The organism is Novosphingobium sp. KN65.2 (genome assembly GCF_001368935.1).
Taxonomy (GTDB): Bacteria; Pseudomonadota; Alphaproteobacteria; order Sphingomonadales; family Sphingomonadaceae; genus Novosphingobium; species Novosphingobium mathurense.
In genome coordinates, this window is the sequence record NZ_CCBH010000146.1 from 42700 (window position 1) to 64374 (window position 21675).

20 protein-coding genes and 1 tRNA gene are annotated in these 21675 nt (G+C 60.0%); 6 read left to right on the forward strand and 15 right to left on the reverse strand.

Annotation, left to right across the window (positions count from 1 at the left end; genetic code table 11):
• Positions 1 to 138 precede the first annotated feature (138 nt).
• Both SPHV1_RS10305 and SPHV1_RS10310 read left to right on the forward strand, forming a co-directional pair.
• On the forward strand, positions 139 to 954 hold the full coding sequence (locus SPHV1_RS10305; protein ID WP_054945951.1) for a hypothetical protein: 816 nt from the start codon (positions 139 to 141) through the stop codon (positions 952 to 954).
• Between the two features lie 98 nt (positions 955 to 1052).
• On the forward strand, positions 1053 to 1724 hold the full coding sequence (locus SPHV1_RS10310; protein ID WP_054946022.1) for a glutathione S-transferase family protein: 672 nt from the start codon (positions 1053 to 1055) through the stop codon (positions 1722 to 1724).
• Between the two features lie 82 nt (positions 1725 to 1806).
• Here the strand turns inward: SPHV1_RS10310 and SPHV1_RS10315 are convergent, their stop codons facing one another.
• Positions 1807 to 2769, reverse strand: a complete 963-nt coding sequence (locus tag SPHV1_RS10315; RefSeq protein ID WP_176167995.1) for a complex I NDUFA9 subunit family protein — start codon at positions 2767 to 2769, stop codon at positions 1807 to 1809.
• A gap of 249 nt (positions 2770 to 3018) precedes the next feature.
• On the opposite strand from SPHV1_RS10315, the gene SPHV1_RS10320 reads away from it, so the two are divergent.
• Positions 3019 to 3105, forward strand: a tRNA-Leu gene (locus SPHV1_RS10320).
• Positions 3106 to 3282: 177 nt separating this feature from the next.
• Entirely contained in the window at positions 3283 to 4497 is a 1215-nt protein-coding gene (locus SPHV1_RS10325; protein WP_054945952.1) for an integrase arm-type DNA-binding domain-containing protein, read from the forward strand.
• A 186-nt stretch (positions 4498 to 4683) separates the two neighbouring features.
• Here SPHV1_RS10325 and SPHV1_RS10330 read toward each other — a convergent pair whose 3' ends face one another.
• The 4 genes from SPHV1_RS10330 to SPHV1_RS10345 all read right to left on the reverse strand — a co-directional run bounded on the left by SPHV1_RS10330 (position 4684) and on the right by SPHV1_RS10345 (position 6856).
• Positions 4684 to 4974 (reverse strand): hypothetical protein, encoded by a 291-nt coding sequence (locus SPHV1_RS10330; protein WP_054945953.1) that lies wholly within the window; start codon positions 4972 to 4974, stop codon positions 4684 to 4686.
• Positions 4971 to 5615 carry a hypothetical protein gene (locus tag SPHV1_RS10335; RefSeq protein ID WP_156367328.1) on the reverse strand — a complete coding sequence of 215 codons (645 nt, stop codon included), beginning with the start codon at positions 5613 to 5615 and terminating at the stop codon, positions 4971 to 4973. Before SPHV1_RS10335 ends, SPHV1_RS10330 begins: the two co-directional genes overlap by 4 nt.
• 2 nt (positions 5616 to 5617) lie before the next feature.
• Entirely contained in the window at positions 5618 to 6313 is a 696-nt protein-coding gene (locus SPHV1_RS10340) for a hypothetical protein (protein ID WP_156367329.1), read from the reverse strand.
• A 318-nt stretch (positions 6314 to 6631) separates the two neighbouring features.
• Positions 6632 to 6856, reverse strand: coding sequence for a hypothetical protein (locus SPHV1_RS10345; RefSeq protein ID WP_054946024.1), 225 nt, complete (start codon positions 6854 to 6856; stop codon positions 6632 to 6634).
• 250 nt (positions 6857 to 7106) lie between these two features.
• Here SPHV1_RS10345 and SPHV1_RS10350 point away from each other — a divergent pair, with 250 nt between their 5' ends.
• A complete protein-coding gene (locus SPHV1_RS10350; protein ID WP_054945956.1) occupies positions 7107 to 7922 on the forward strand; it encodes an HNH endonuclease in 816 nt (271 codons plus the stop codon).
• 30 nt (positions 7923 to 7952) lie between these two features.
• Here the strand turns inward: SPHV1_RS10350 and SPHV1_RS10355 are convergent, their stop codons facing one another.
• The 3 genes from SPHV1_RS10355 to SPHV1_RS10360 all read right to left on the reverse strand — a co-directional run bounded on the left by SPHV1_RS10355 (position 7953) and on the right by SPHV1_RS10360 (position 9291).
• Positions 7953 to 8336 (reverse strand): DUF3768 domain-containing protein, encoded by a 384-nt coding sequence (locus SPHV1_RS10355; RefSeq protein WP_054946025.1) that lies wholly within the window; start codon positions 8334 to 8336, stop codon positions 7953 to 7955.
• Complete coding sequence (locus tag SPHV1_RS24975; protein WP_156367330.1) at positions 8333 to 8521, reverse strand: hypothetical protein; 189 nt, start codon at positions 8519 to 8521, stop codon at positions 8333 to 8335. Before SPHV1_RS24975 ends, SPHV1_RS10355 begins: the two co-directional genes overlap by 4 nt.
• 560 nt (positions 8522 to 9081) lie before the next feature.
• A complete protein-coding gene (locus SPHV1_RS10360; protein WP_156367331.1) occupies positions 9082 to 9291 on the reverse strand; it encodes a hypothetical protein in 210 nt (69 codons plus the stop codon).
• A gap of 167 nt (positions 9292 to 9458) precedes the next feature.
• Between SPHV1_RS10360 and SPHV1_RS10365 the strand changes: the two genes are divergently transcribed.
• A complete protein-coding gene (locus SPHV1_RS10365; RefSeq protein ID WP_054945958.1) occupies positions 9459 to 10697 on the forward strand; it encodes a reverse transcriptase domain-containing protein in 1239 nt (412 codons plus the stop codon).
• A 29-nt stretch (positions 10698 to 10726) separates the two neighbouring features.
• Here SPHV1_RS10365 and SPHV1_RS10370 read toward each other — a convergent pair whose 3' ends face one another.
• From SPHV1_RS10370 to SPHV1_RS10400, 7 genes are all read right to left on the reverse strand, one after another.
• Positions 10727 to 13285 carry a GIY-YIG nuclease family protein gene (locus tag SPHV1_RS10370; RefSeq protein ID WP_054945959.1) on the reverse strand — a complete coding sequence of 853 codons (2559 nt, stop codon included), beginning with the start codon at positions 13283 to 13285 and terminating at the stop codon, positions 10727 to 10729.
• Positions 13278 to 14855, reverse strand: coding sequence for an Eco57I restriction-modification methylase domain-containing protein (locus SPHV1_RS10375; protein ID WP_054945960.1), 1578 nt, complete (start codon positions 14853 to 14855; stop codon positions 13278 to 13280). Before SPHV1_RS10375 ends, SPHV1_RS10370 begins: the two co-directional genes overlap by 8 nt.
• The gene (locus SPHV1_RS10380) at positions 14852 to 15502 is read right to left on the reverse strand and encodes a DNA methyltransferase (RefSeq protein WP_054945961.1); all 651 of its coding nucleotides are present in this window, start codon (positions 15500 to 15502) and stop codon (positions 14852 to 14854) included. The genes SPHV1_RS10375 and SPHV1_RS10380 overlap by 4 nt, the downstream gene beginning before the upstream one ends.
• A gap of 90 nt (positions 15503 to 15592) precedes the next feature.
• Entirely contained in the window at positions 15593 to 16471 is an 879-nt protein-coding gene (locus SPHV1_RS10385) for an ArdC family protein (RefSeq protein ID WP_054945962.1), read from the reverse strand.
• A 221-nt stretch (positions 16472 to 16692) separates the two neighbouring features.
• Positions 16693 to 19440 (reverse strand): MobF family relaxase, encoded by a 2748-nt coding sequence (gene mobF, locus SPHV1_RS10390; protein WP_054945963.1) that lies wholly within the window; start codon positions 19438 to 19440, stop codon positions 16693 to 16695.
• Entirely contained in the window at positions 19440 to 21260 is a 1821-nt protein-coding gene (locus SPHV1_RS10395) for a type IV secretion system DNA-binding domain-containing protein (protein ID WP_054945964.1), read from the reverse strand. Before SPHV1_RS10395 ends, mobF begins: the two co-directional genes overlap by 1 nt.
• Positions 21257 to 21631, reverse strand: a complete 375-nt coding sequence (locus SPHV1_RS10400) for a hypothetical protein (protein WP_054945965.1) — start codon at positions 21629 to 21631, stop codon at positions 21257 to 21259. Before SPHV1_RS10400 ends, SPHV1_RS10395 begins: the two co-directional genes overlap by 4 nt.
• Positions 21632 to 21675 lie beyond the last annotated feature (44 nt).

A 21675-nucleotide genomic window follows, 5' to 3' on the forward strand; every position in this document is an offset into this window, starting at 1 on the left:
TATCGCAAAAGTTGCGATCCGGTCGCAACTCGCATGCGCTCAAGTTGGATTTACCTGTTCATTTCTCGCTGTCCAAGACGGGGACAGTGGATATTGCACTGTGGTAATTGACCTGCAGGATATTGTAATGCGTATCGAATGGGACAGGATGTTAAAATTGATCTCGACCCAGCGTTCGTGATCAAGGCCGAAGAACTGGCCGTTCTCAACTATCTCAGAGCCGATCATCCCAAGCCTCTGCTACTGGAATGGATCAATCGCGGCACCGATCAGAAGATGCAGCGCTCGAGCATCGAGATGCTCCTGCGGACATTGTCGCATGACGAAGTCTCGCCCAGCGTTGCGCGGCTGCATCATTCCTCGGGCCTGCGGGCCACTTTCGCCTCCAGTCAGGATCGCGATGAATTCGCTCAGGCATTCGCCCGCGCGCGGGCCGAGTTGGGGGTGGCCAAGCGCCATCTTGTCGCGGCACTTTTCGACCGCCGCCGCGATGCCGAGCGGGTCGTCGCCGATCTGCGGGATGCGGGAATTCCGGCAGATTCCATTTCCCTGCTGTGGCGGGCGGGTGAATTCGAAGATGAACCGGGCAGCCGGGTGCAGGGGCATTCGAAGCGCAGCGTGGCCGCGGCTGCTGCCGGCGGCGGTCTCGCGGGCGCGATGCTGGGCGTTGCCATCCTCACAATTCCGGGAGTCGGGCTGGTCGCCGCGGCCGGTGCCATTGCCGCAAGTTCGCTCTCGTCGGTCGCAGCCGTCAGCGCGATCATCGGCGCGACCGGCGGAGCCATGGCGCGCATGCTGACCGACCACGATGTCGACGGCCGGGAAGCGAACTACATCGAGCGACAGATCCGGCAGGGCAAGATCTTCGTCTCGATCGATACGCGCATCGCCGAGGGGCAGAAGGATCTCGCCCGCAAGATCATCCTGAGCAACGGGGGCAAGGCCACCGGATAGCCGACATCGGCCCGGTCGCGCAGTTATCCACGCGTTCATGTCACGGCGATTCGAAGCCGGGTGGACGCTGCCCGGCTGCTTTGGCATTCGGGATGACCATGTGGCACATCTTCCAGTTTCCGCTCTGCCCCTTCAGCCGCAAGGTGAGGCTGCTCATGGCGGAAAAAGGCATTGCCTACGAACTGCAGTCAGCCCGCCCCTGGGAGAATGAAGACCGCCTCTTCGCGATGAACCCGGCTGGCCGCACGCCGGTGGTCAAGGAAACCGATCGCAACATCGTGCTCTCCGACAGCCGCGCCATCTGCGAGTACTTCGAAGAGACGGTCGACCGTAATCCGCTCATCAGCGGCACAGCGCAGCAGCGCGCGGAAATCCGGCGCCTGATCGCAATGTTCGACGAGTGCTTCTTCAACGACGTCTCCGGTCCGCTGTTGCATGAGCGGATGAAGAAACGCCTGGTGCTGCGCCAGTCGCCCGATGCCAAGATGCTGCGCGAGGCGATGAAGCTGGCGCACGACTATCTCGACTACATCGATTTCCTGATCGATCACCGGCCCTGGCTTGCCGGTTCGACGATGACGCTGGCCGACCTGACCGCTGCCGCGCAGATTTCCGTCGCCGATTATCTCGGCGGCATCGACTGGTCGAGCCACGAGCAGTCGCGCGGCTGGTATCTCGTGATGAAGTCGCGCCCGAGCTTCCGCCCGCTGCTCAGCGAGCGCATGGAAGTGATTCAGCCCCCAAGCCACTACGCCGAAGTGGATGCGTGATTCTCTGGCCTGACGGCCAGTGCGGCGCAGGCATCCGCCCGCGCCGCTAGCCAGTCACATCCGGGGCAGGCTTATTCGACAATCACGCAGCCGATTTGGCGCCGAAGCGTCCGTGCTTGCGGAACTGGGTGGCCCAGCGGTCCAGGAACAGGCCGAGCGGGCGCGGGGATACGCCGAGTTCGGCGATGCCCGGCAGGTCGCCGCTGGCGACGCTTCCGGCCTTGAGCAGCTTGAACTGGTCGCTGGTGATCGGCGCGCCCGGCAGCCAGCCGGTGGCAGAGGCGATCAGCTCGGAAACCGAATCGGGCAGGGCGATGAAGCTGCGCGAGCGGCCTTCCGCCTTGGCGATGCGCTGGTTGAGTTCCAGCATGGTGATGACTTCGGGACCGGCGATCTCGTAAGTCTTGCCGCCATGCGCGCCGGGGTCGCCCAGGGCATTGGCGATGGCTTCGGCCGCGTCGTCCACGAACAGTGGTTGCAGCTTCGCTTCCGGTCCGAACACGGGCAGGGCAGGGAAGGCGCCGATCAGGCGGCCGAACATCATCACGAAGTTGTCGTCCGGGCCGAACAGCAGCGAGGGACGCAGGATCGTCGCGCCGGGGAATTCCGCGCGGACCGCTTCCTCGCCTTCGGCCTTGGTGCGGGCATAGTCGACGTCCGAATCGGCATTGCCGCCGATGGCCGAGATGTGGACGAATGCCGATGCGCCGGCGGCTTTGGCTGCAGCGGCGATTGCGCCGGCGCCCTTGCCCTGCAGTGCATCGAGATTGCCGGAGAAGGCGCCGACGAGATTCACCACCGCATCCGAACCGGCCAGCACGGCAGCCAGCGAATCGGGCTTGGTTACATCGACGCGGGCGAACTGCACCTGGCCGAGGTTGCCGAGCGGCTTGATCGCATAGGCCTTTTGCGGATTGCGGCTGGCAATGCGCAGGCGCGCTCCGCGGCTCAGCAGTTCCTGGGCGAGGTGACGGCCGACAAATCCGCTGCCGCCAAGGACGGTCACGATCTTACCGGCAAGAGAATCGGTGGGGCGTTGGCTCATGGTCAGGTTTTTCGTCCTTCGAATACCGCGCGGGAAACTGGGAGAGCCCGCGTCGCTACGCATGATTTTTGCCATTGGCATAAGCCCCACGCCGGAGCAACCGGCCAAACGCTCTTGTTTGTCCGACCATTCGCGCAGGAAGTGAAAAACAAATCACATTTCCTGAGCGAAGGGCGTTGACAAGCTCCCGGCCAGCCCGTAGTGGCGCGCTCCTACCTAGCGGGGATCGCAATGCGGCACCCCGCCCGTGCCCAGATGGCGGAATTGGTAGACGCACCGTCTTCAGGTGGCGGCGCTCGCAAGGGCGTGGAGGTTCGAGTCCTCTTCTGGGCACCATTTGTTCTCATCAGAACGTTCCAAAACATTGCAGAAATGGCGGAATTCTGCCATTCTTGACCTCTAGCGCAGAAAGCGAGGTCTTGTTTTGTTCCGCTTTGTTCCAACGTCTGTGGGGGCCCCGGCTGGGGGCTCCAGCTCAAAAGGCCCCAACTTCCAAAAAAGTGAGGCCCCCAAATGAGCCTCAATGTGCAGGAAATCAAAGGCTTCCGGGCTGCCGACAGGTCGTACAAGAAATACGATTCGCGGGGGCTGCTGCTTCTGGTGAAGCCAAACGGCTCCAAGCTTTGGTATTTCAAGTACCGCTTCGGCGGGAAGGAAAAGAAGCTGCCCATCGGCGCGTTCCCAGAGATCAGCTTGTCGCAGGCGCGCCAGCTTCGCGACCGGGCACGGCTCAAGGTTTCCGATGGCATTGATCCGATGCTGGAGCGGAAGCGGAAGAAGGCCAGGATCAAGCTAGGTGCGGAAAACACCTTCGAGGTCATCGCTAACAAGTACATCGACGAGAAGATGGCGCCCGAAGGCAGGGCGGAAGCCACGCTGCGCAAGGCGCGCTGGTTCCTCGAACTGCTCAAGCCCGCAATCGGCAATATGCCAATCAACGATGTCGATCCGCAGTTGATGCTGGCGGCGCTCAAGAAACTCGAAGCCAAAGGCAATCTCGAAACCGCGAAGAAATGCCGATCCTTCGCAAGCCGGGTGTTCCGGTATGGAGCCGCGCTTGGCCAGTGCCAAGCCGATCCAACGTCGATCCTGCAGGGCGCACTGGTCACGCCTAGAGCACGACACTACGCGGCGATCCTCGAACCCGAGAAGTTGGGCGGGCTCCTTCGCGCCATCGATGATTTCGAATGTTACCCGGCGACGAAGTTCGCGCTGAAGATCGCACCCCATGTCTTTGTGCGACCCGGTGAGCTTCGCCACGGCGAGTGGAACGAGATCGATTGGGACAAGGCCACCTGGACAATACCGGAAGGCAAGATGAAGGCGCGGCGGGCCCATGTGGTGCCGCTATCACGCCAAGTGTTGGACCTGTTGCGAGAGCTCAAACCAATTACCGGCAGCAAGGGCTACATCTTCCCGGCGTTCCATACGCGTCAACGTCCCATGAGCGAGAATACAATCAACGCGGCATTCCGGCGTATGGGGTTCACCAAGGATGAAGTGACAGCGCATGGCCTGCGCTCAACGGCCTCGACCATGCTCAACGAGAGCGGGCTTTGGCACCCAGACGCAATCGAACGTGCGCTGGCCCATGGTGACAGCAACGCTATTCGAGGGGTCTACAATCGCGGGAACTACTGGGATGAACGCGTAAAGATGGCGCAATGGTGGAGCGATTATCTTGATGAGCTTCGGCGACGCGAAGCGGCTCGCCTCATCGTAAAGTGATGCAGAGGCAGCTTCGCGCCCCAAATATCGTCGTTCGGTCTAGCTCCGAGCGAACCTTAAAGCGGACGTATGCTAAGCAACTGCGATCCGCTTCACGAACGAGCGCTAGGTTGGTTTTGCGAGCCGAGTGCAATCGTAATGGACAAAACCCCCCGCCCGAAAGCCCGATAGAGTCCGCTAGTTCGCTTAGGGGTAAATTTTCCGTGCGGCCTGAAGCTTGACGGCGCTGATCTCGCGCTCCTCCTCAAATGTCATCAAGGATAGATCGATGGGGCGGCCAAGTTGATCAGGATCGATCGCTGCACGCAAGGCGTCTGCCTGCGCCGCAGTTCCACACAAAATCAGAAGGTCAACATCGGAGCAAAACTCCTCCTCCCGATCCATTGAGCCGAACAGGTACCATTCCGTTCCTGCTGCGACCGCTCCGAGCTGCCCGGCCAAAACTACGAGTGCATCTACATTTTGGGCGCGGGTCACTTAGCGAGGCGTCGCATGAGGTCACCGAACATCATGGCCTCAGCCCCCATCGAGTCTGCTGCGTTTCGTGCTGCATCGGTCACCTTGCCGTAGCTCGACATTTTCAACGCGATGTCGAAGGCGCCGACCATCTTGCGTGCGTTGCGGAGGTCTTCCGCACTGAGGTTATACGCATCTATGAGAGCGATAGTTAGGTCGCCGCCCCTTTTGCGGTGGGCGACGAATACAGACTCGTACAGCCGCGAGACTTGCCTAACATTAGAGTGCTGGCCGATCGCGTCCTCGAAGAAGGCGAACTCCTTGTTTCGGTAGCCGGTCAGGTCGCCTTGTCGTAATGCCTTCCCGAGTTCCCCGAACGTTCCGAAGCCCGCCGGCACGCCTTGCGCCAGAGCGATAGCATCACCGGTCCAGATAGAGCTCGATGGCACATTGATGATGAAATCCGGCTTCGTCGCCATCGCTAGTACGGGGGCAACGTCACCCGCTTCGACCATCGGCTTGGCGCCGATTACAGCAACGGTGCCGGTATTGCCCTTGCCATCATCGATTATCAGGAAATCCTCTGCGGTCCGCCCCACTACTTTGTAGCCCGATTGATCATCGACGTGGGCTTCGACCCAATCTGTAACGCTGCCGGCCACGATCATTTCTCCAAAATTGTCTGCATGCCCGCTGGGAAGCAGCTTGCATCTTCGTTCGCACCACCGATGTGGACGGCTTCGAGGTCGTCGACGTGCTGGCGGAATGCCTCGACGGTTTTAAGTTCCTCTTCGGAGAGCAAATGCCGGTTCGCGTCGAGCTGAGCCAGCACGCGATTGTTGTTGGGCAGGATCCCGGTGAGCATCTTGCGGCGCCACGTTTCGGCCGCGCCGCTTTCCGGATCGCGTGCAGCCTCAATGTGAGGACCATATTGACTGAAGATCGCATGGTTCTTGGCTAGCAGCGGGGCGATCGCTTCCCGCGCAGCGGCACGATCGGGGAACTTCGTAACACCGAATACCGCCGCCAGCTTTTTGGCGTGCTCGCGTTTCCATTCGAGGATGCGCGTGTCGGGAAAGGCGTCCGGCGCCTTGTCGATCATGGTATGGCAGATCGCGCAAAGCAGGATCAGGTTCTCGAAGGCTCCCCTTTCTTCCTTGGAAAGTTCCGGATTGGCGCGGGGCCCATCGTCATTTGCTGCGAATACATGGGCCATTTCTGCGACGTTCACGGCTTGGCCGTCCGCGTCGATAAAAAGCTCCCGAAGGCAGTCCGGATTTTGACAATATCCGCCTGATGCAGCGAACAGACGCCGCTGAGTGTTGGTGTTCGGTGAGGCAGCACCGCGAGCACAAGCCAAGTTCAATCTCCGAGATCGCCAATTTGTCAGCAAATATAGGAAACCACATTAGGAATTTTAGGTTTGGACAGGCGAGCAGAAATTGATCTGAGTCGATCCAAGATTCTGGAAGCATTCTATCCAGAGGATGAGGACAGAAAATGATGACAGGGAATGATGACGCCCCTTGCTCCCATATGCATGGCAATCAGAGCCAAGTCCAAATCTTAGCCTGCCCTTGAAGGACATTGACCGAAGATCCGTTTGCGTGGCTTCTCTGTCGCGAAACCGATAGTACCTACCGGCCCACTTTCGGTCCATCTACCCGAAGGCCGGGCGCTAAGCGCCCGGTTCCTTCTTCTCGTCGTCAAGCGGGGTGCGCAGGACGATCCGGCCATTGATCGGCACCACTTCCAGCTGAAGCGATATTCCCTTTCGGTCGCGATGGAACCAAGCGGCTCCGATCCGAGTCCAGAAGCCTTTGTCGCCCTTGTTGGTGACATGCCAGGCGAGGAAGTCCGGCGGATTGGTCTCCTGCGCGGGTGCGGTATTGCTGCGTGCCATGATGATTTCCTTTCGTGTCTGGTGGCTCGTTGCACCAAACAGAAAGGCCGCACGGCCAAGGGCAGGATTCATGTCCAACACGGGTGACCCCAGCGGAGGCAGGGGGAACTGGCGCGGGCCGGGCATTGAAGGCTGACCGAGTGCGGCCAGTCAGGGTGCTCAAGAACGAAACCGCCAGATCGAAAGGCATCTAAACGCATGGCAAACCGCCAGACTTGCGCCCTGGATCACTCTCGCCCAAACCTTCGCCATGACAGTCGAGAGCAGTTCACGGAAACGCTGGAGCGAAGAGGAGACGGTGCTTGCGCTGTATCTCTATTTTCAGCTGCCGTTCGGAAAGCTGCACTCTGGCAATCCAGAAATCCAGGAGCTTGCCAATGCGCTCGGGCGCACGAATAGCTCGGTCGCGATGAAGTTGTGCAATTTCGCCAGCCTCGATCCCAAAATCACAGAAAGCGGACGGAAAGGTCTGGACGGTGCGTCGAAGCTGGATCGCGCCACCTATTCCGAGTTTGGCCAGGATTGGACCGGTCTCGTGTCGCGGGCGGAAGACCTGTGGACTGCCCAGGTCGGCCAGTTCGAGCCACCACCCCCGCCGTTGCGCCTCAATGAAAAGCGCAGCGAGTTCCGGTTCGAGCCCTATCAAGGCGAGTCCACCACACAGGCGCTTGTGAACCAGCGCGTCGGCCAGGATTTCTTCCGCCGCGCGGTACTCGCCAATTACGAAGAGACCTGCTGCATCACCGGCATCGCCGATCCGCGCCTTCTCACCGCAAGCCACATCAAGCCATGGGGCAAGGACAGCGACAACCGGCACAACCCCGCCAATGGCTTGCTGCTGTCAGCGACACTCGACCGCGCATTCGATCGCGGGCTCATCACGGTAGATCGCCAGCGGCGCATTCGCGTCTCGCGGCAATTGCGTGAAAGCCAGAGCCGCGAGACGCGCGACTATTTCCAGCAGTTCGAGAACGCAACTTTGCGGTCGGCAATCCGGTTCGACCCCGAACCGGCGTTTCTCGATTGGCACAACGAACACTGCTTCGTCGATCAACGCGCCGCCTGACGTGTCAGGCGGCGCGCGGACTGCCTCCACTCAATATTCGCTGGCCAGCATGATCGTCAGCACCCGCCGGGTAACCGCAGGATTGGCCGGGTCGTCGCTGCCGAACCGCAAATCGCGGTCGTAGGCATCGATCTTCCAGAACACGGTTTCGGCAGGCCGCGCCGGTCGCGTGGTCGTCCAGCGACCTTCGCCATCCTGATAGATCGCCCCGAAATCGCGCTCGCCATAAGGATCGTTGTCCGGAGTGAAGGCGTCGAATGTCTCAACCATTTCGCGCACCCGCGATTGGTCCGCCTCGGCCAAGCCCCGAAAGCCCTCGGTTGCAACGGCAACACAGGCCAAGCCCATCGCCTGCCGCGCCCGGTCGTTGAGCCGGGCGATCCACTCATTGCGGGAAAGGGTGCCAGCATTCATTGCACCACCCTCCCGCCACATTCGCAGATGTGAACGAGCTCGCCGAAATCTTCCCGCTCGCCCAGTTCCTCGGCCAGACGCTGCACTGTTCCGAACGGCAAGCCGTTCTCATTGGCCAGCATCCGCAACCAGTCTTCGCGGCACTCGGCTCCGCAAGCGCGGTAGTTCAAGATCAGGTCACCCATTTTCTGCCCTCCTTCGGCTGAAAGCCGCATCCGACACGCGGCATGCGGCCTGCCTTCCGGCGAGGATGGGACGGGGAGGGAAAACCGGAATCGATGCCCTGGCGCGGGCCAGCGGGCACAGCCCGCCACACGGGGGTGTCTATTTCCGGTTTCGGGAACGAGAGGGCAAAGCCCTGGTGTTCCCGCCAGGGATCGCTCCGCGATCCAGACAAAGTCGGCACCCTTGCAACGGCGCGAAGCCGACGGAGGTCCTGCGCGCGCGATCAGTGCGCCAGCGGGCCTCCGGCAATGAGAGAGACAAGAGTGCCTGCGGGTTAGCTCAGGAATGCCGCGCCCTCAGGAGCATGACCGCAGGACATGCGGGACAGAGCGCGTCCATCAGGAATTCCCGCTCCGCTTCAAACTGCTCCTGATCGTCACCCGAAAGGGATGAAACCGCCACGCGGGTTCAGTCGAGCGCAGCGAGATAGAGCGGGTCGCCCGGGAGGGCAGAATCACCACACAGAAGTTTGTTACTGAATCGAGAGTCGAACCGCGCTGAGAAGAAATTTCAGACACGATTATGGGGTCAAAACAGCGACGAAATCCTCACGAAGAAAGTTGATTACACGCCCTTGAATGTTGCCGATCCGTTCCCATATCACCAGAGCCCTTGGAATTGGCCAAAGGGTGCGGTCGTTTACACTGTCAACCTGCAAGAGCGATATGATTACGGCGATGCCGTGGATCAGCCACTCTGCGAGTTGCAGCGGCGAGACTTCGATCTTCAACAATCGGACCTCCTCGACCATACAATACCACCTAGCGTTAACAGGCTCGCGTGGTTGCATTTGCGAGAAGGCAACCACGGATGGTGGCGTGCCTCTGGGGGGTCTAGCGGCACCAGCCGGGTTCAGAGCCAGAACTATCCCCCAGAGACTGCTAGAAATGAGGGGGGATGGCAAAGCCGTCTTGGTTCAAGCCGCGCAGGTATCGGCACTTCGATGTGCCTATAGTGAGTGAGTGGGCAACCACACTCACGCCGGAACAGGTTGTCGCCCACCCGTGGTCCCCGCTGCTGCATTGGATCAAAGAAACACCGCGTTATCGACCGCTGGACGGCAAGACAGTGGTCAAGGAGCGTGACATCATGCACGCCTCGCACCGCGATGCATGTATCCTATCCAAGTACTCGCACGAGCTAACCGGCAGGTTGGATGCGTGGTATGCGTTAAACGGGCTGCATGAGGCGGTCATAGCCTACCGGTCCCTCAGAAAATCCAACTACCATTTCGCCGCCACCGCACAGGCCTATGTGCGCAACCACGATTCAGTCGAAGCCATGTGCTTCGACGTGACCGGCTTCTTTGACAATATCGACCACAAGCGTCTGAAGCAGCGGCTCAAGTGGCTGCTCGCCGTCGATGAACTCCCCGACGATTGGCACAGAGTGCTGCGTTCCGTCACCCGGTATAGCCACGTCCGAAAGGCGGATTTGAAGGCCCATCCCGTATTTGGGTTGCGGCTAAAACAGCGCGGCGCTGATCGCCCTATAGCGACAGTCAAGGAACTGAAGGCTGGGGGCATCCGGATCCACACCAACGGCAAGGGCATTGGCGTCCCGCAAGGAACGCCGATAAGTGCCAGCCTCTCCAATCTCTACATGGCCGATTTTGACCTGGCGATGAAGGCGCTGGCCGATCAGCACGGCGCGCTTTACCAGCGATATTCCGACGATATTCTTATCATTTGCGCCCCTGAACACGCCGATCAGCTAGCCGCTGCCGTGTCCGACGCGCTCAACAACGAAGCCTTGGAACTTCAGAATGACAAGACTATCCGCCAACGCTTCACTGGCGATGAGCGGGACAACTTCCAGTATCTCGGTTTCCAACTTGGCCTTGGACCGGCTTTGGTCCGGCCCGGCTCCCTTTCAAGGCAATGGCGCTCCGCAAAAAGAGCCATTCGCCGATCTGAACGAAAGGCCGAAAGGTTGGCAAAAGCCGGTCAGAAAGACAAAATCTACACCAGCAAGATGCGCGGGCGATTAACCCATGTAGGGCTTCGCAACTTCTTGGCTTATGCTGATCGTTCTTCCGATGAACTCCAGAGCCAATCCATCAACCGACAGGTGAAGGCACTGCGCAAATTCGCCTTGCGGGGGTTGGCTCGAGTAAAAGCCATCAAGAACAGCTAGAAGCGCGGCTCGGCGGTTCCCATTTCCAGCTAGGCGTCAAATTCCTTCGCCACTACAGTGTCATACAAGCCATAATGCGTCAGACCTTCGTGGCTTTCGATGCCGGTATAGCGAAGCGAAGCATCCTCGTAGCGGCGAAACGCGAACACCGCTTCATTCATCCGCTCGGTGTTGAACACGCGAAGGCGAACCAACAGGTGGAAATCGGCCACGGTCAGGCCAGTGACTGCATGGAACAGGTCCGGTTCCAGCTTGGTAATCACGTCCTGTAGCTTGTTTTCGCGGAAGTCGGTCAGATACATGAATGCCGGGATGCGGGTCGCGAACTTTATCAGTTTTTCCTGAACCAGCTTGCGCTTGGATTTGAACTCCTTTTCCTCGGCGGTCAGTTCCTTCTTTTCTTTCGGGGTCAGCTCCCCGTCATTGGCTTTGGCCTTGTCCTTGATGTCCTTGATCTTCTCGCTCTTGTTGATGATCGTCTCGATGATGTTGTCGCCAAGGGCGCGCCAACCTTCGATCCGTTCAACAGCGGCCATCGCTTCGGGGTTTTCGAGAACGCGGCGCAACGTGTCGTTGTCCACGTTCACCAGCATGGCCGATTCCCATTTCCTGGCCAGCAGGGTCGCGGACGTTCCCGCCATCGCAATGTCGAGGATGCCGCCCGCGTCGATCTGCATCATCTTCGCGCCGTCATAGGCCAGCACGGGCAGGAACGAGACAAGTTCCTTCACGGCGTTTTCCGGGTTCGCTTCCCCCGGTGAAAGGCCGATGCCATATTCCGACAACTGCCGCAGCGCCCTAGTCGGGGCGAAATCGAACACGAAGCAGACCGGCTTGATGATCTCTTCCTCGTTCGGATTGTCCCCGTTGGGATTCTTGATCGACCAGGGCGACTGCACCCGGAACGCCGCCTGAAAATATGTTTCCGGCGATTGGAGATTGCGCAGCATCAGGATCGACGACCATTGCTTGACCGTAACCCCGGTGGTCAGCTTGCCGCAGGAAAGCGTGATGGTCTTGGTGTCGAAACCGCTGCCAACCTTGTCCCGAACGGGCGGCAAGGCATCAAGGCCGATGCCCGCCGATGCGCCTGCGGCCACGATCACCTGATAATCGTGCCAGAACGTGTTATGTTTCTCTTCCAGCAAGTTCGCCATAGCATGGCAGGCGGCGACATTAGGTAGGAACCAGAAGCTATGCTGCAAGTGAGGCAGAAGCCGCGTGTCCGAATAGGGCCACGGCGGAACAACGCCCGTCTTGATGCTGTCGAATGATCGCGGTGCATCTGGCGAGTTGCGAATGACGTTGAGCCATTTCTGCACCTCGTCCTTGTGCTTAAACTGCGCGAGAACGCCTGTGCCGTTCGCCGCGAAAAACTCATTGAGATCAAACTCGTCCAGCTCGCCGCCGCTGGCAATGTGAGTAATTTCCGGCGGCATCTGGTAAGTCAGCAGGCGCATTTGCGGCAATGCGCCGTAAGGATTGCGCTGATCCGGATGCTGAGCGGCAAATTCTTCCTTGGCGCGCTGCTCGTCCGTGTAGGTCCAGTTGAATATCTGCTCTTCGATGAACTCGCCCGTGGCCAGCGCCTTGAACGGGGTGCCGGAAAGATAGAGATAAGCCCGCGTGGTGATTGGCAGAAAGTCGGTTTCGCTTTCCGACATAACGCCCAGGTCTTCGTTCACATCGTCCAGACCATCCGCGTATTCCAGCTTGGCTTCCTTCTTGGCCTCGCCTGCATCCTCGCCCTCGAAAAGCTCCTTTGCCGTCTCGCGCCACGCGCCGAAATGGTATTCGTCAAACACGACCAAATCCCAGTTGATCGTGTGGAGCCATTCATTGCGGGCCTTGATGTTTCCGGCCTTGTCGCGCCCCAGCAGGTCTTGGAACGAGCCGAAATAGACCACCGGCCTGTCACCAGCGATCTGGCTCGGATCGCGACCGGAGTTGCGGGAGAGATACTGCCACCCATCAAAATCGACATGGGATTCAAGGTCAGTCTGCCACGCATCTTCGACGGCGGGCTTGAAAGTCAGAACCAGCACCCGCTTCGCGCCAAGTTTCTTGGCAAGCTGATAGCTGGTGAAGGTCTTGCCGAAACGCATCTTCGCGTTCCAAAGGAAGCGGGGAACGGCATTGGCATCTTGCTGCCAGCGGGATTGATAATAGGCGTAGGTTTGCTCGACCGCCTCCGTCTGCTCCTTGCGCGGCGGAAAATCCTCGTGGTGTGTGCCGGTGAATTGCTGCCCGCTGCGCAGTTCGGCCAGCACGGTTTTGACATCGGCCAGCGAGCAACGCATCCATTCGAGTTGCGGATTGGCAAATCCCTTGCGCCTGAGTGCATCCCTCACGGCATGATCGGTAATAATCGAACCGTCATCGGCCTCGCCGGGTTCGTCAAGTTCGATGGTGTAATTGGCAATCGCCGCCGTCTTCAACTGCTCGGCAACGCGCTGCTTCACATTGCGCGTGGTCTGCCCAACCTTGAGCAACCCGTTATGCGCCTCATCCGAAATGGAATAGGCATAGATGCGCGGGCGCGCATCAGGCTTCGGAGTGAGGATTTCCGCAATGGACGGCTTAATCATCAGCGCCCGCCATCGGACGGATCATTTTTTGAATGAAGGAAGCCTCTTCGTCGGTGAAGCCATATTTCGCGTAGAGATCTGCGTCCGTCCAATTCCGATCCCAAGTTTGTTGTGGAACCCATGTATAAACCGGTTTTGCGGCGTGTTGCGTAATCTTGCGGAGCGAAAGAAGAAATCTGAAGAACCGGGTTTTCGTATAATGTTCGATATATCTCGCTTCTTGCTCGTTGTTTGCTCGAATGAATACATAGGTTTGCGTTGAGGCGGATGGGGGCTCGGCAACTAGCGTTGGACCAAGAATCTGCGCCGGAATTGCGCCTCGTTCTCCATATGACTTTGGAATTAAGACCTTCCAAACGTCTACGAGAGCATGTCCCTTCGGTAGCTCGCTACGATCCATCCAACCAATTACCCGTTTGGTATTTCGAATAGCGTGGACCGCAATGCTATCGCCGCCGCCCTTTTTATCTGAAAACCCACGGAAATTGGTCACGAGTCCAAATTCGTTGTTCGTGGACATTATGTCGATGATCGAAGGTTCGGCCTTCTCGCGAACCTTCCTTAAGATCGAAAGAGCATTCGGGTTTCGTACAAAGACGTCAAATTCCCCAAGGTTTCTCGAAGTCTTTTCGGGATTTTCTTCATTGAAGAAATGAGTAACCTCGCACTCTCCGTTATGAGCGCGATCCCAGAGAAAGTATGAAACCCCGCCTTCGAAGTCGACGCCAGGGAACACAGTGTCCATTTTAGCGTAGTCAACAAGAGAGCGAAGTCGCCTGTCGCCCAACATTCGATCCCGAAACTCATCCAGTCCTAGACCACCGGCGAACCAACGAGATGGCGTTACCATTGCGATGAATTTCGGTTCCAACTGAAGCGCAGCGTCGACAAAGCGATTGTAGATGGGGACATCGCGTGTGCCCCCATCACTTGCTAGCTGGTAGGGCGGATTTCCAATGATCACGTCGAACTGCATATCGGCTCCGAACAGCTCGCCGAGGCGAGCCTTGATGTCGTTTGTGTGGATGAAAGCGTAGGCGTGGTTTTCTAGCTCCGGCCCCCGGTCAAATATCGCACGAGGGGCGCCGCAGAACTCGCATTTGTCATTCTTCCACGAATGCTCGGTGCGCTCGAACCAGATATTGCCGTAATCATTGGCAAATCCCGTGGCGACCGAGTGCTCGCCGGTAGCGTGCTTGGAGCAATAGAGGCTGCGGCGCGCCAGCAGGCTTGTAAGCCGGGTGATACCGATGCCGAAAACCTGCTGTGTCAGGATATGGTCAACACGGGTCTGCAAATCCGGGATTTCCGCTTCCAGGCCCGCGATCAGCCGCTTGGCGATCTCCCGAAGAAAGACGCCGGATTTCGTGAAGGGGTCCAGAAACCTGATCGAACTGTCGGCCCAGATGCTCGCGCCGTCATTGTCCGCCGCCCATGCCTCTGCCAGCGTATCCAGCATCCGGTTGGCGAACTCCGGCGGGGTGAACACCTCATCGTTTGACAGATTGGCGATGCAGGTCAGCACATCGGGGTTGCGCCCTCGCAGCGCAAAGCTGGCCTGTTCAATCATGCGCTCGTCCCCGTTCCATCATTCGCCGCCGCAAGATCGCGCACGCTCATCGGCGGATATGTCTGTGAAGGCGTGAAAATTTCGTGCTTTCCCAATGTCGAAAACAGGGAATCCTCGGCGCTGAAACTCGCCATGCCGGTCAGCACATCAAGCCGGAAATCGCGGCGCTGGAATTTCCCTTTGCCGAGATAGCCCCACTCGACCACGCGGATCGGCGCGTCATCAATCGCGCGCATCGTCATCGCATCGCCATGAACGAGGTTCAGCGAAAGGACGTGAGAGGCGGCGCGAAAAAGATCGTCGCCCGCATCCAGCGCCAGATAGTCCGCGAAAACCTCCAGCATATTGGCGCGGCATTCCGCGATATTGTCAGCCAGCAACTCAATGCCGTAGCAGCACATCAGGCCGAGCAGCGCATGATGCCGCTTTTCGAAGTCGGACTTGCCGAATTTCAATTCCACGGCGGCCAGCTTGCGTTGCAGGATCGGCACGAGGAAATTGCCGCTGCCGCAGGCAGGCTCAAGGAATCGGGAATCAATCCGTTCAGTCTCCCCCTTCACAAGGTCGAGCATCTGCTCGACCAGCCAGGGCGGTGTGAATACCTCCCCATGATCGGCAACGCGCTGCTTGGACTTGATTAGGTTCATGATAATACTTCGAAATGATGTTCGCAGCCGGTCTGCCGTTTCTGGAAGACGATAGACCGTACTACAAATTCTCTCAACGTATTGCTCGACCTAATCCGAGCTCAAGAATTCAGCAGCCTTCGCCGCAGCGCTCGCGGCGGTGAATATCGCCCGATTGTCGGCCTTGAGCACCTTCAGCCAGCTGGCGAGGTAGCTGGCGTGATCCGGGCGCGGGCTGGCGGAAAGACCAAGGTCGCCGCAGAGAAAGGCTGAACCAAGCTCGGCCACCAGTTCTTCCATGGCATAGGCATCGTCGCCGAACCGTTTACCAAACGTTCGCGCAAGGCGGTGATCAGCGCCAGACCAATGGACGAGCTCGTGCAGCAATGTGGCATACCAGTTCTGCGCCGCGCTGCCGCTGGCGGTAGCGAAGAATCGCTCGCGGTCTGGCATGGTGATCGTGTCGGTAGAGGGTGTGTAGTGGGCGCTGTCGCCATGGATGCGCACGCTGGCACCTGTGCCCGCAACGAAGCTGTCCGCCTGCAGGATAGGGTCGAAGTCTTCGCAATCCGGTACTTCGGGCAGGGCGTAACCCTCGACCTGACTGGCGTTAAACACGTGCGAGGCCTGCGCGAAGATGCGGGTCGAGCTGTCTCTTTTCTCGGCCTGGTCGTCATCGCGCTTGTCGAGTACCTTGTAGAACACGATGGGCGAAGCCTTCTCGCCCTTGCGAACCTGGGCACCAAGTGACTGCCACTGGCGATAGGTCGCCCAGAGACCGTGCCCGAAGTCCTGCGCTTCGGCGCTGGCCCAAAGGGCGAGCACGTTGACGCCGCGATAGGCTTTCCCGGTCGCTGCATTCATGGGGCGCGAAAGCGGTGCGGTGCTGCGATGCCAAGGGAGCGAGAAAGCATCTGTGCCGCGTTCTAGGACGGCGATGATCTGGTTGGTGATCGTATCGTAAATGCTGGCGGTTGTGGTGCTGGCCATGGTGAAAATCCTTCGTCCAATCGTTGGGAACGCGGATGAAGGGACGGGCCGGATTGGCCGGGCGGGTCAGCGGTTACGCGGAACTGACAACACGGGAGGGCGTGAGCCCGAATGGAGCGGGCAGGCTGTTGATCCCGCCCGGTACGGCCTGTCGAAGAGGAGCAGTTCATTCCAACGACAGGACGAAGGACGCCATGGTCTGCATTGCCGAGGCTATTCGATCATCCCAACCCGGCACCCATCGCCTTTGACTTGACTGACTCCTGAGTGCTCGCGGTCATGGCCGTCTGCTTCTCGCCAGCGCGCTCGTAGATTGCACGGACAAGCCGATCCTTGTTGTCGGTGACAACCACAGCCTCTGCCCTGGCGCGTGACAGCGCGACATAAAGCATCTTCTGATCGACCAGATTGGTTGAGCGGCTGTCGGCGTGAATCAGGACACGCTCGGCGGTCTGGCCCTGTGCGGCGTGCGCTGTCTGGACATAGGCGTGACGCAGATGGGCATCGCGAGGATCGGAGAGGTCGAGCTTCTGCTCTCGTCCGTTGGCGAGGTTCACGGTTGCCCGGCCACGGTCGGGATCGATGCTTGTGACGGTTCCGCCAAGGCCATTGACCCGTCCAGTCTCGCGGTCGTTGCGGGTGAACTGCACGCGGTCGCCGGTTCGCAATTCTATCGGCTTCGGCTCGAACACCTCGGCCTTGCCCACACCCCATTGCCGGGGATGCCAGTTAAGCGACCGTCCATCGCGGCCTTCCAGGGCAATGCGCCCGCGCTCAGGATCGACCGCGGCTATCGCGTAGCTTTCATCCCGGCGCACGCCCTTTGCGGGATAATCCCGGCTGAACCGGACGATATCGCCAATGGCATAGCTTGCTGCCTCGCGCGCTTCGGCGCGGGTGAGACCTTTCACCTCTAGCGCCTCGAAACGCACGGCTTCCGCTGAAAGCTCACCGTGCTGGGTCAGTTCTGCTCGGATCATGCCGGTGAGCCTGTCGCGGCCCTCGCGTGATGGCTCTATCACCAGTGTTCGGGCACGCTCTGCTGTAGACAGGGCCAGATAGTGCCGGGCCATCGCGCCAAGGCGCTCATCCGGCGTAGTCTCCTCGATAACCCTACCGCCGCCACGCTCCAGCGCGGCCAAGACCTTGCCTGCATGGCCTTCGATTGAGGCCATGACGGCTTCGCGGGTGTCGGCATTGGTCTGGCGGACCACCTCGGCAAGTTTTGCGGTCGCCATGCCTGCCTGCTGCAACTGGGCGAAGGCGGCACCCGCGCCGACCGATCCCAGCTGCTTCACATCGCCCACCAGCACGAGCCGTGCACCGGCCTTGTCCGCGCGGGTCATGAGCTTTACCATATCATGCGCCGAAAGCATCGAGGCTTCATCGACAATCCAAACGGCGTCGTTCCTCGATGTCTTCGCCTCAGGCGCGAGAACATGCCGCGCCACAGTGTCACCACGCAGACCGAGCGCCTCACCCAAAACAGTTGCCGCCGATGCTGTTGGCGCAAGCGCAGTCACGGCAAGTCCGTGACGTCGTGCTTCGCGCGCGTAGGTGGCGAGCACGGTCGTGGTCTTGGCAGTCCCGGCATAGCCCTGAACGGCGGCAACGCGGTCGCGCGAGGTGAGAAGATCTGCGGTCGCGCGCTTCTGGTCCTCGGTCCAGGCATAGCCTGATCGTGCCGATTGCCGTGCAGCACGTTCAATCGTCCGTGCTGCTGCTACCGGCGTGGCGAGCGATTGTGCCATGCCGCGACCTGCTTCCTCCAGGCGCAGCATGGAGCGTTCGGTTGCGATGGCCTGCGGCGTTGTGAATCCGGCAAACTCCGCGCCACGCCGGTCAAGGAAAGTGCGCGGAACCAGCTCGCCGCGCTTTCCGGCCTCGGCAATCGCTGCACCGATGGCGCCGTGACCGGCTTTGCCGAAAGCAAAGTCCCCGGCCTCGCGCGCCAGAGTGCTCGCAGCGAAAACGGCCTCTCGCTCTGACAGCTTGGCAGCGGCCCAAGCCACCGCCTGCCTAGCCAGCAATTCCGGGCTGGCGGTAGCTTCGCTGGCTTTAACTCGCTCTCTCGCTTCACCAATCAGCCTGTCGCGCGCCCCCTTGTCGAATCCGTTGGCATCGGCAGTCGCCCGCCAGTCGGCCCGCAAACTGCGATGATCCGCATGGGACTTGGCGTCGCGCGTATCGAGCGCGGCGATCTGCTTTTCGGCGGCGCTCGCCTCCGCACGGCTCGTGCCGCGCTCGGCAAGCCGGGCATCGATTGCCGCTGTGCGCTGGCTCAGCGCATCGATGGCCTTCTCAGGAACGCCTGCGATCTCGAACAGCGAGTCTTTCTCCGCTTCGATCCGATAACCCAGCGCGGAAACGCCGTACGCCAGCTCCTGCCGGTAGATCGCGCCGATTTCCTTTTGCAGCTGGTAGAAGGCGCGGGGTTCAAGGCTGCGCCAGTTGCCATCTTTGTCCTGCGTGGCGTTGATCACGACCGCATGGGTGTGCAGCTGTGGGTCCTGTGCCCGGCTCGTGGCATGGCGGAAGGTGGCGATGGCGAGATTGCCTGTCGCCTCGCGCCGGACCTCGCCGCCCGCTCTGATCCGGGTTGCAGCCATGTGCTTTTCCACATGGGCAAGCGCCACTTTCACCGCAGCGCCATGCGCCTTGATCAGCCGCTTGTCTCCGGCAACCTCGGCCATGATCGAGACCGACTTGGGCGCGGACAGGGTGATGTCCCAGCCAGGCCGGTGCTCCACTTTGCCATCGCGGGTGGTGCCGAGTTGCTGTCCGGCAATCCGGCCTTCGAGCAATTCGGAAAACTTGTCGCGATCGACCTCGCCGGACAGGCCCAGCTTGTCTGCCGCCTCGCCAAACCATTCGGACGGAGCCATGCCGCCTTCGGCATAGTAATCGTCGGCCTCATAATAGCTCGCCGCCTGACCGGCACTCGACAGTGCCGAGACCGATGCGACCATCAAACGGGTCCCGGCTTGGCGTCAGGCTCGGCACCCTTGGCGATCTCGCTGACCCTGCTCCACAATGTACCTTCCGGATCACCTGGCACGTAACCGGGCTGACGCGGCTCGCCACGCCGGGTGATGTGATCAACGGTAAGACCGATACGCGCAACGGGCAGGCCATCGGGCAGGAGCAGATAGCCCTGATGCGGACTAAGCCGCAGTTCGCTTTCGAGCACGGCGGGGCGGAACTGGCGCTGGGTAGCGATGGTTGTGCGCGGCACTTCGCTGCCAATCGAGAGTGTATCGGTGGCAACGCGCAATTCCACTTCGCACTGGCCGATGGTCTCGCTCGCCCATTTGCGGGTTTCCTGATCGACGGTTTGCAGAAACAGCTTGGTGTTGCAGCAGGCGAGCATGGCTTCGGCGATGTTCGCGCCATAGCGATTTCGCATCTGACCAAGTGCCTGGAAGGTGAGCACGATCGCTGCGCCGAACTTGCGGCCCTCCGGCAATAGCCGGGCAAGGTTCTCAACGCGGGGCAGGTCGGCCAGCTCGTCGAGCACGAACCAGATGCGGCGGTCTGGCGATGGCGACAGACCCAGCACCGCACTCGCCGCGCATTCGAGCCAGCACGCCATGAGCGGCTTGGACGCTTCGAAATAGTCCTCCTTGCGGGGAACGAAGATCCAGGGCTTTGCACCCTCGCACTCATCCAGCTTCGCAATGAAATCGCGGAAGGCAAAGCGGTCCTCTCCCTCGTCCTCGACCTTGAGGAACTGGATCAGGTTCGCCGCCTTGGCGAGCATGAACAGCACACTGCCGGTGGCCCGGTCGGCATCATTGGCGAAGGTGCGGGCCGACGAAGTGTGCCCCAGCCATTCCTTCAATTGCTCCTTGTCCTTGACCTGCAAGGCTTCGAGCAAAGCTTCGAGGCTGCAGTTCTTCTCCGCCCAGAGCGAGCGGATCATGTTTGCGACAAGAATGCGGCTTGTTTCCAGCCAGACATCGTCATCCTGGCTGCTGGTTTCCGAAACCAGCTGGCGAGCAATCCGGTCGGCATCGGCGGGGTGCGATATCTCGTCGAAGGGCGTCCAGAAGGCGCAGCGCGCATCGAAAGGATTGAGGATGATGTCGCCGCGCGCGGGGTTGTAATAATGCTCAATGAACTCGCCCGAAGTGTCGTAGACCAGCGCCGCTTCGCCGCGCCTTTCGATGCCATCGAGCATTTGTCGCAAGGCAGTGGTCTTGCCGCTGCCGGTGGTGCCGAGAAAGGCGAAGTGGCGGGTCTCGATCCGGCGCGGAACAGGAACTGGCCCGATGCGCAGCGCGTCTCTGCCACAGAGCAATGTCGTCTGCGCCGCAACGTCTTCTTCATCCGTCACACGAGTGCCGCCAATGACACGGTCGGCGAGCGTATCCTTGCCCTGTTCAGACATGACGCGCTGGAGCACCCAGACCGTGAAGAGGCCTATCACAAGGCCGGTGATTGCACCGCCAGCTATCACTTTGACGACCTGCCAGAAGGTATCGGTGAAGAGCGGTTCAGAGGCGAACCAGGCCGCGGAAACGGTCCATCGCTTGCCTTCCATCGCAATGTTCATTTTGATGTCGCTGCCCCCAAGGGAACCGAGCAGGGTCAGCATGTTTGCCCATGCATACTGCACCGCTGTCGTTATCGCAGGGCCATGCAGTAAGAACTGCGGGGCGATGAATGCTCCGGTCCCTGCTGCACCAAGAGTGATCGTCGAAAAGAAGCGAAAGCGCTGCTGCCATTGCGCCATACGCACACGCCACAAGGCGTGTGCGCGGGTGACAAAGTCGATGTTCGAATTCATGGCTCAATCTCCAGGGCGAGCGAGCGCTGGCGCTCGAACGCGGCGCGCGCTTCGGCTGCAATTGTCTCGTCGGATTTCTTCGTTCCCAGCGCCGCATGGCGTGCATAAGCGTAGGCTGCGCAGGCGGTGAACAGGGTACGGTCGAGCACCCGTTCGGCCTCGGCCAGGCGCTCCGATATCGACCCGATCTCGCGCGCCAGTTCGGCAAGATCGGTCTCCTTGTCGGTGCCGTGCAGGACCGAAAGAAAGCCTGCGTCGATCACCTTCAGGAGCATCGCATACTCCGACAATCCACGCCGGTCGGCGATGCCGGACAGCGATCGTGCCTGCGAAGGATTGAGGCGGATGGTTCGCTTGATGTAGCTCGCCATCACCACCTCCCGCGCGCGCTCGAAGCGCGCTCCAGAAATGGCAG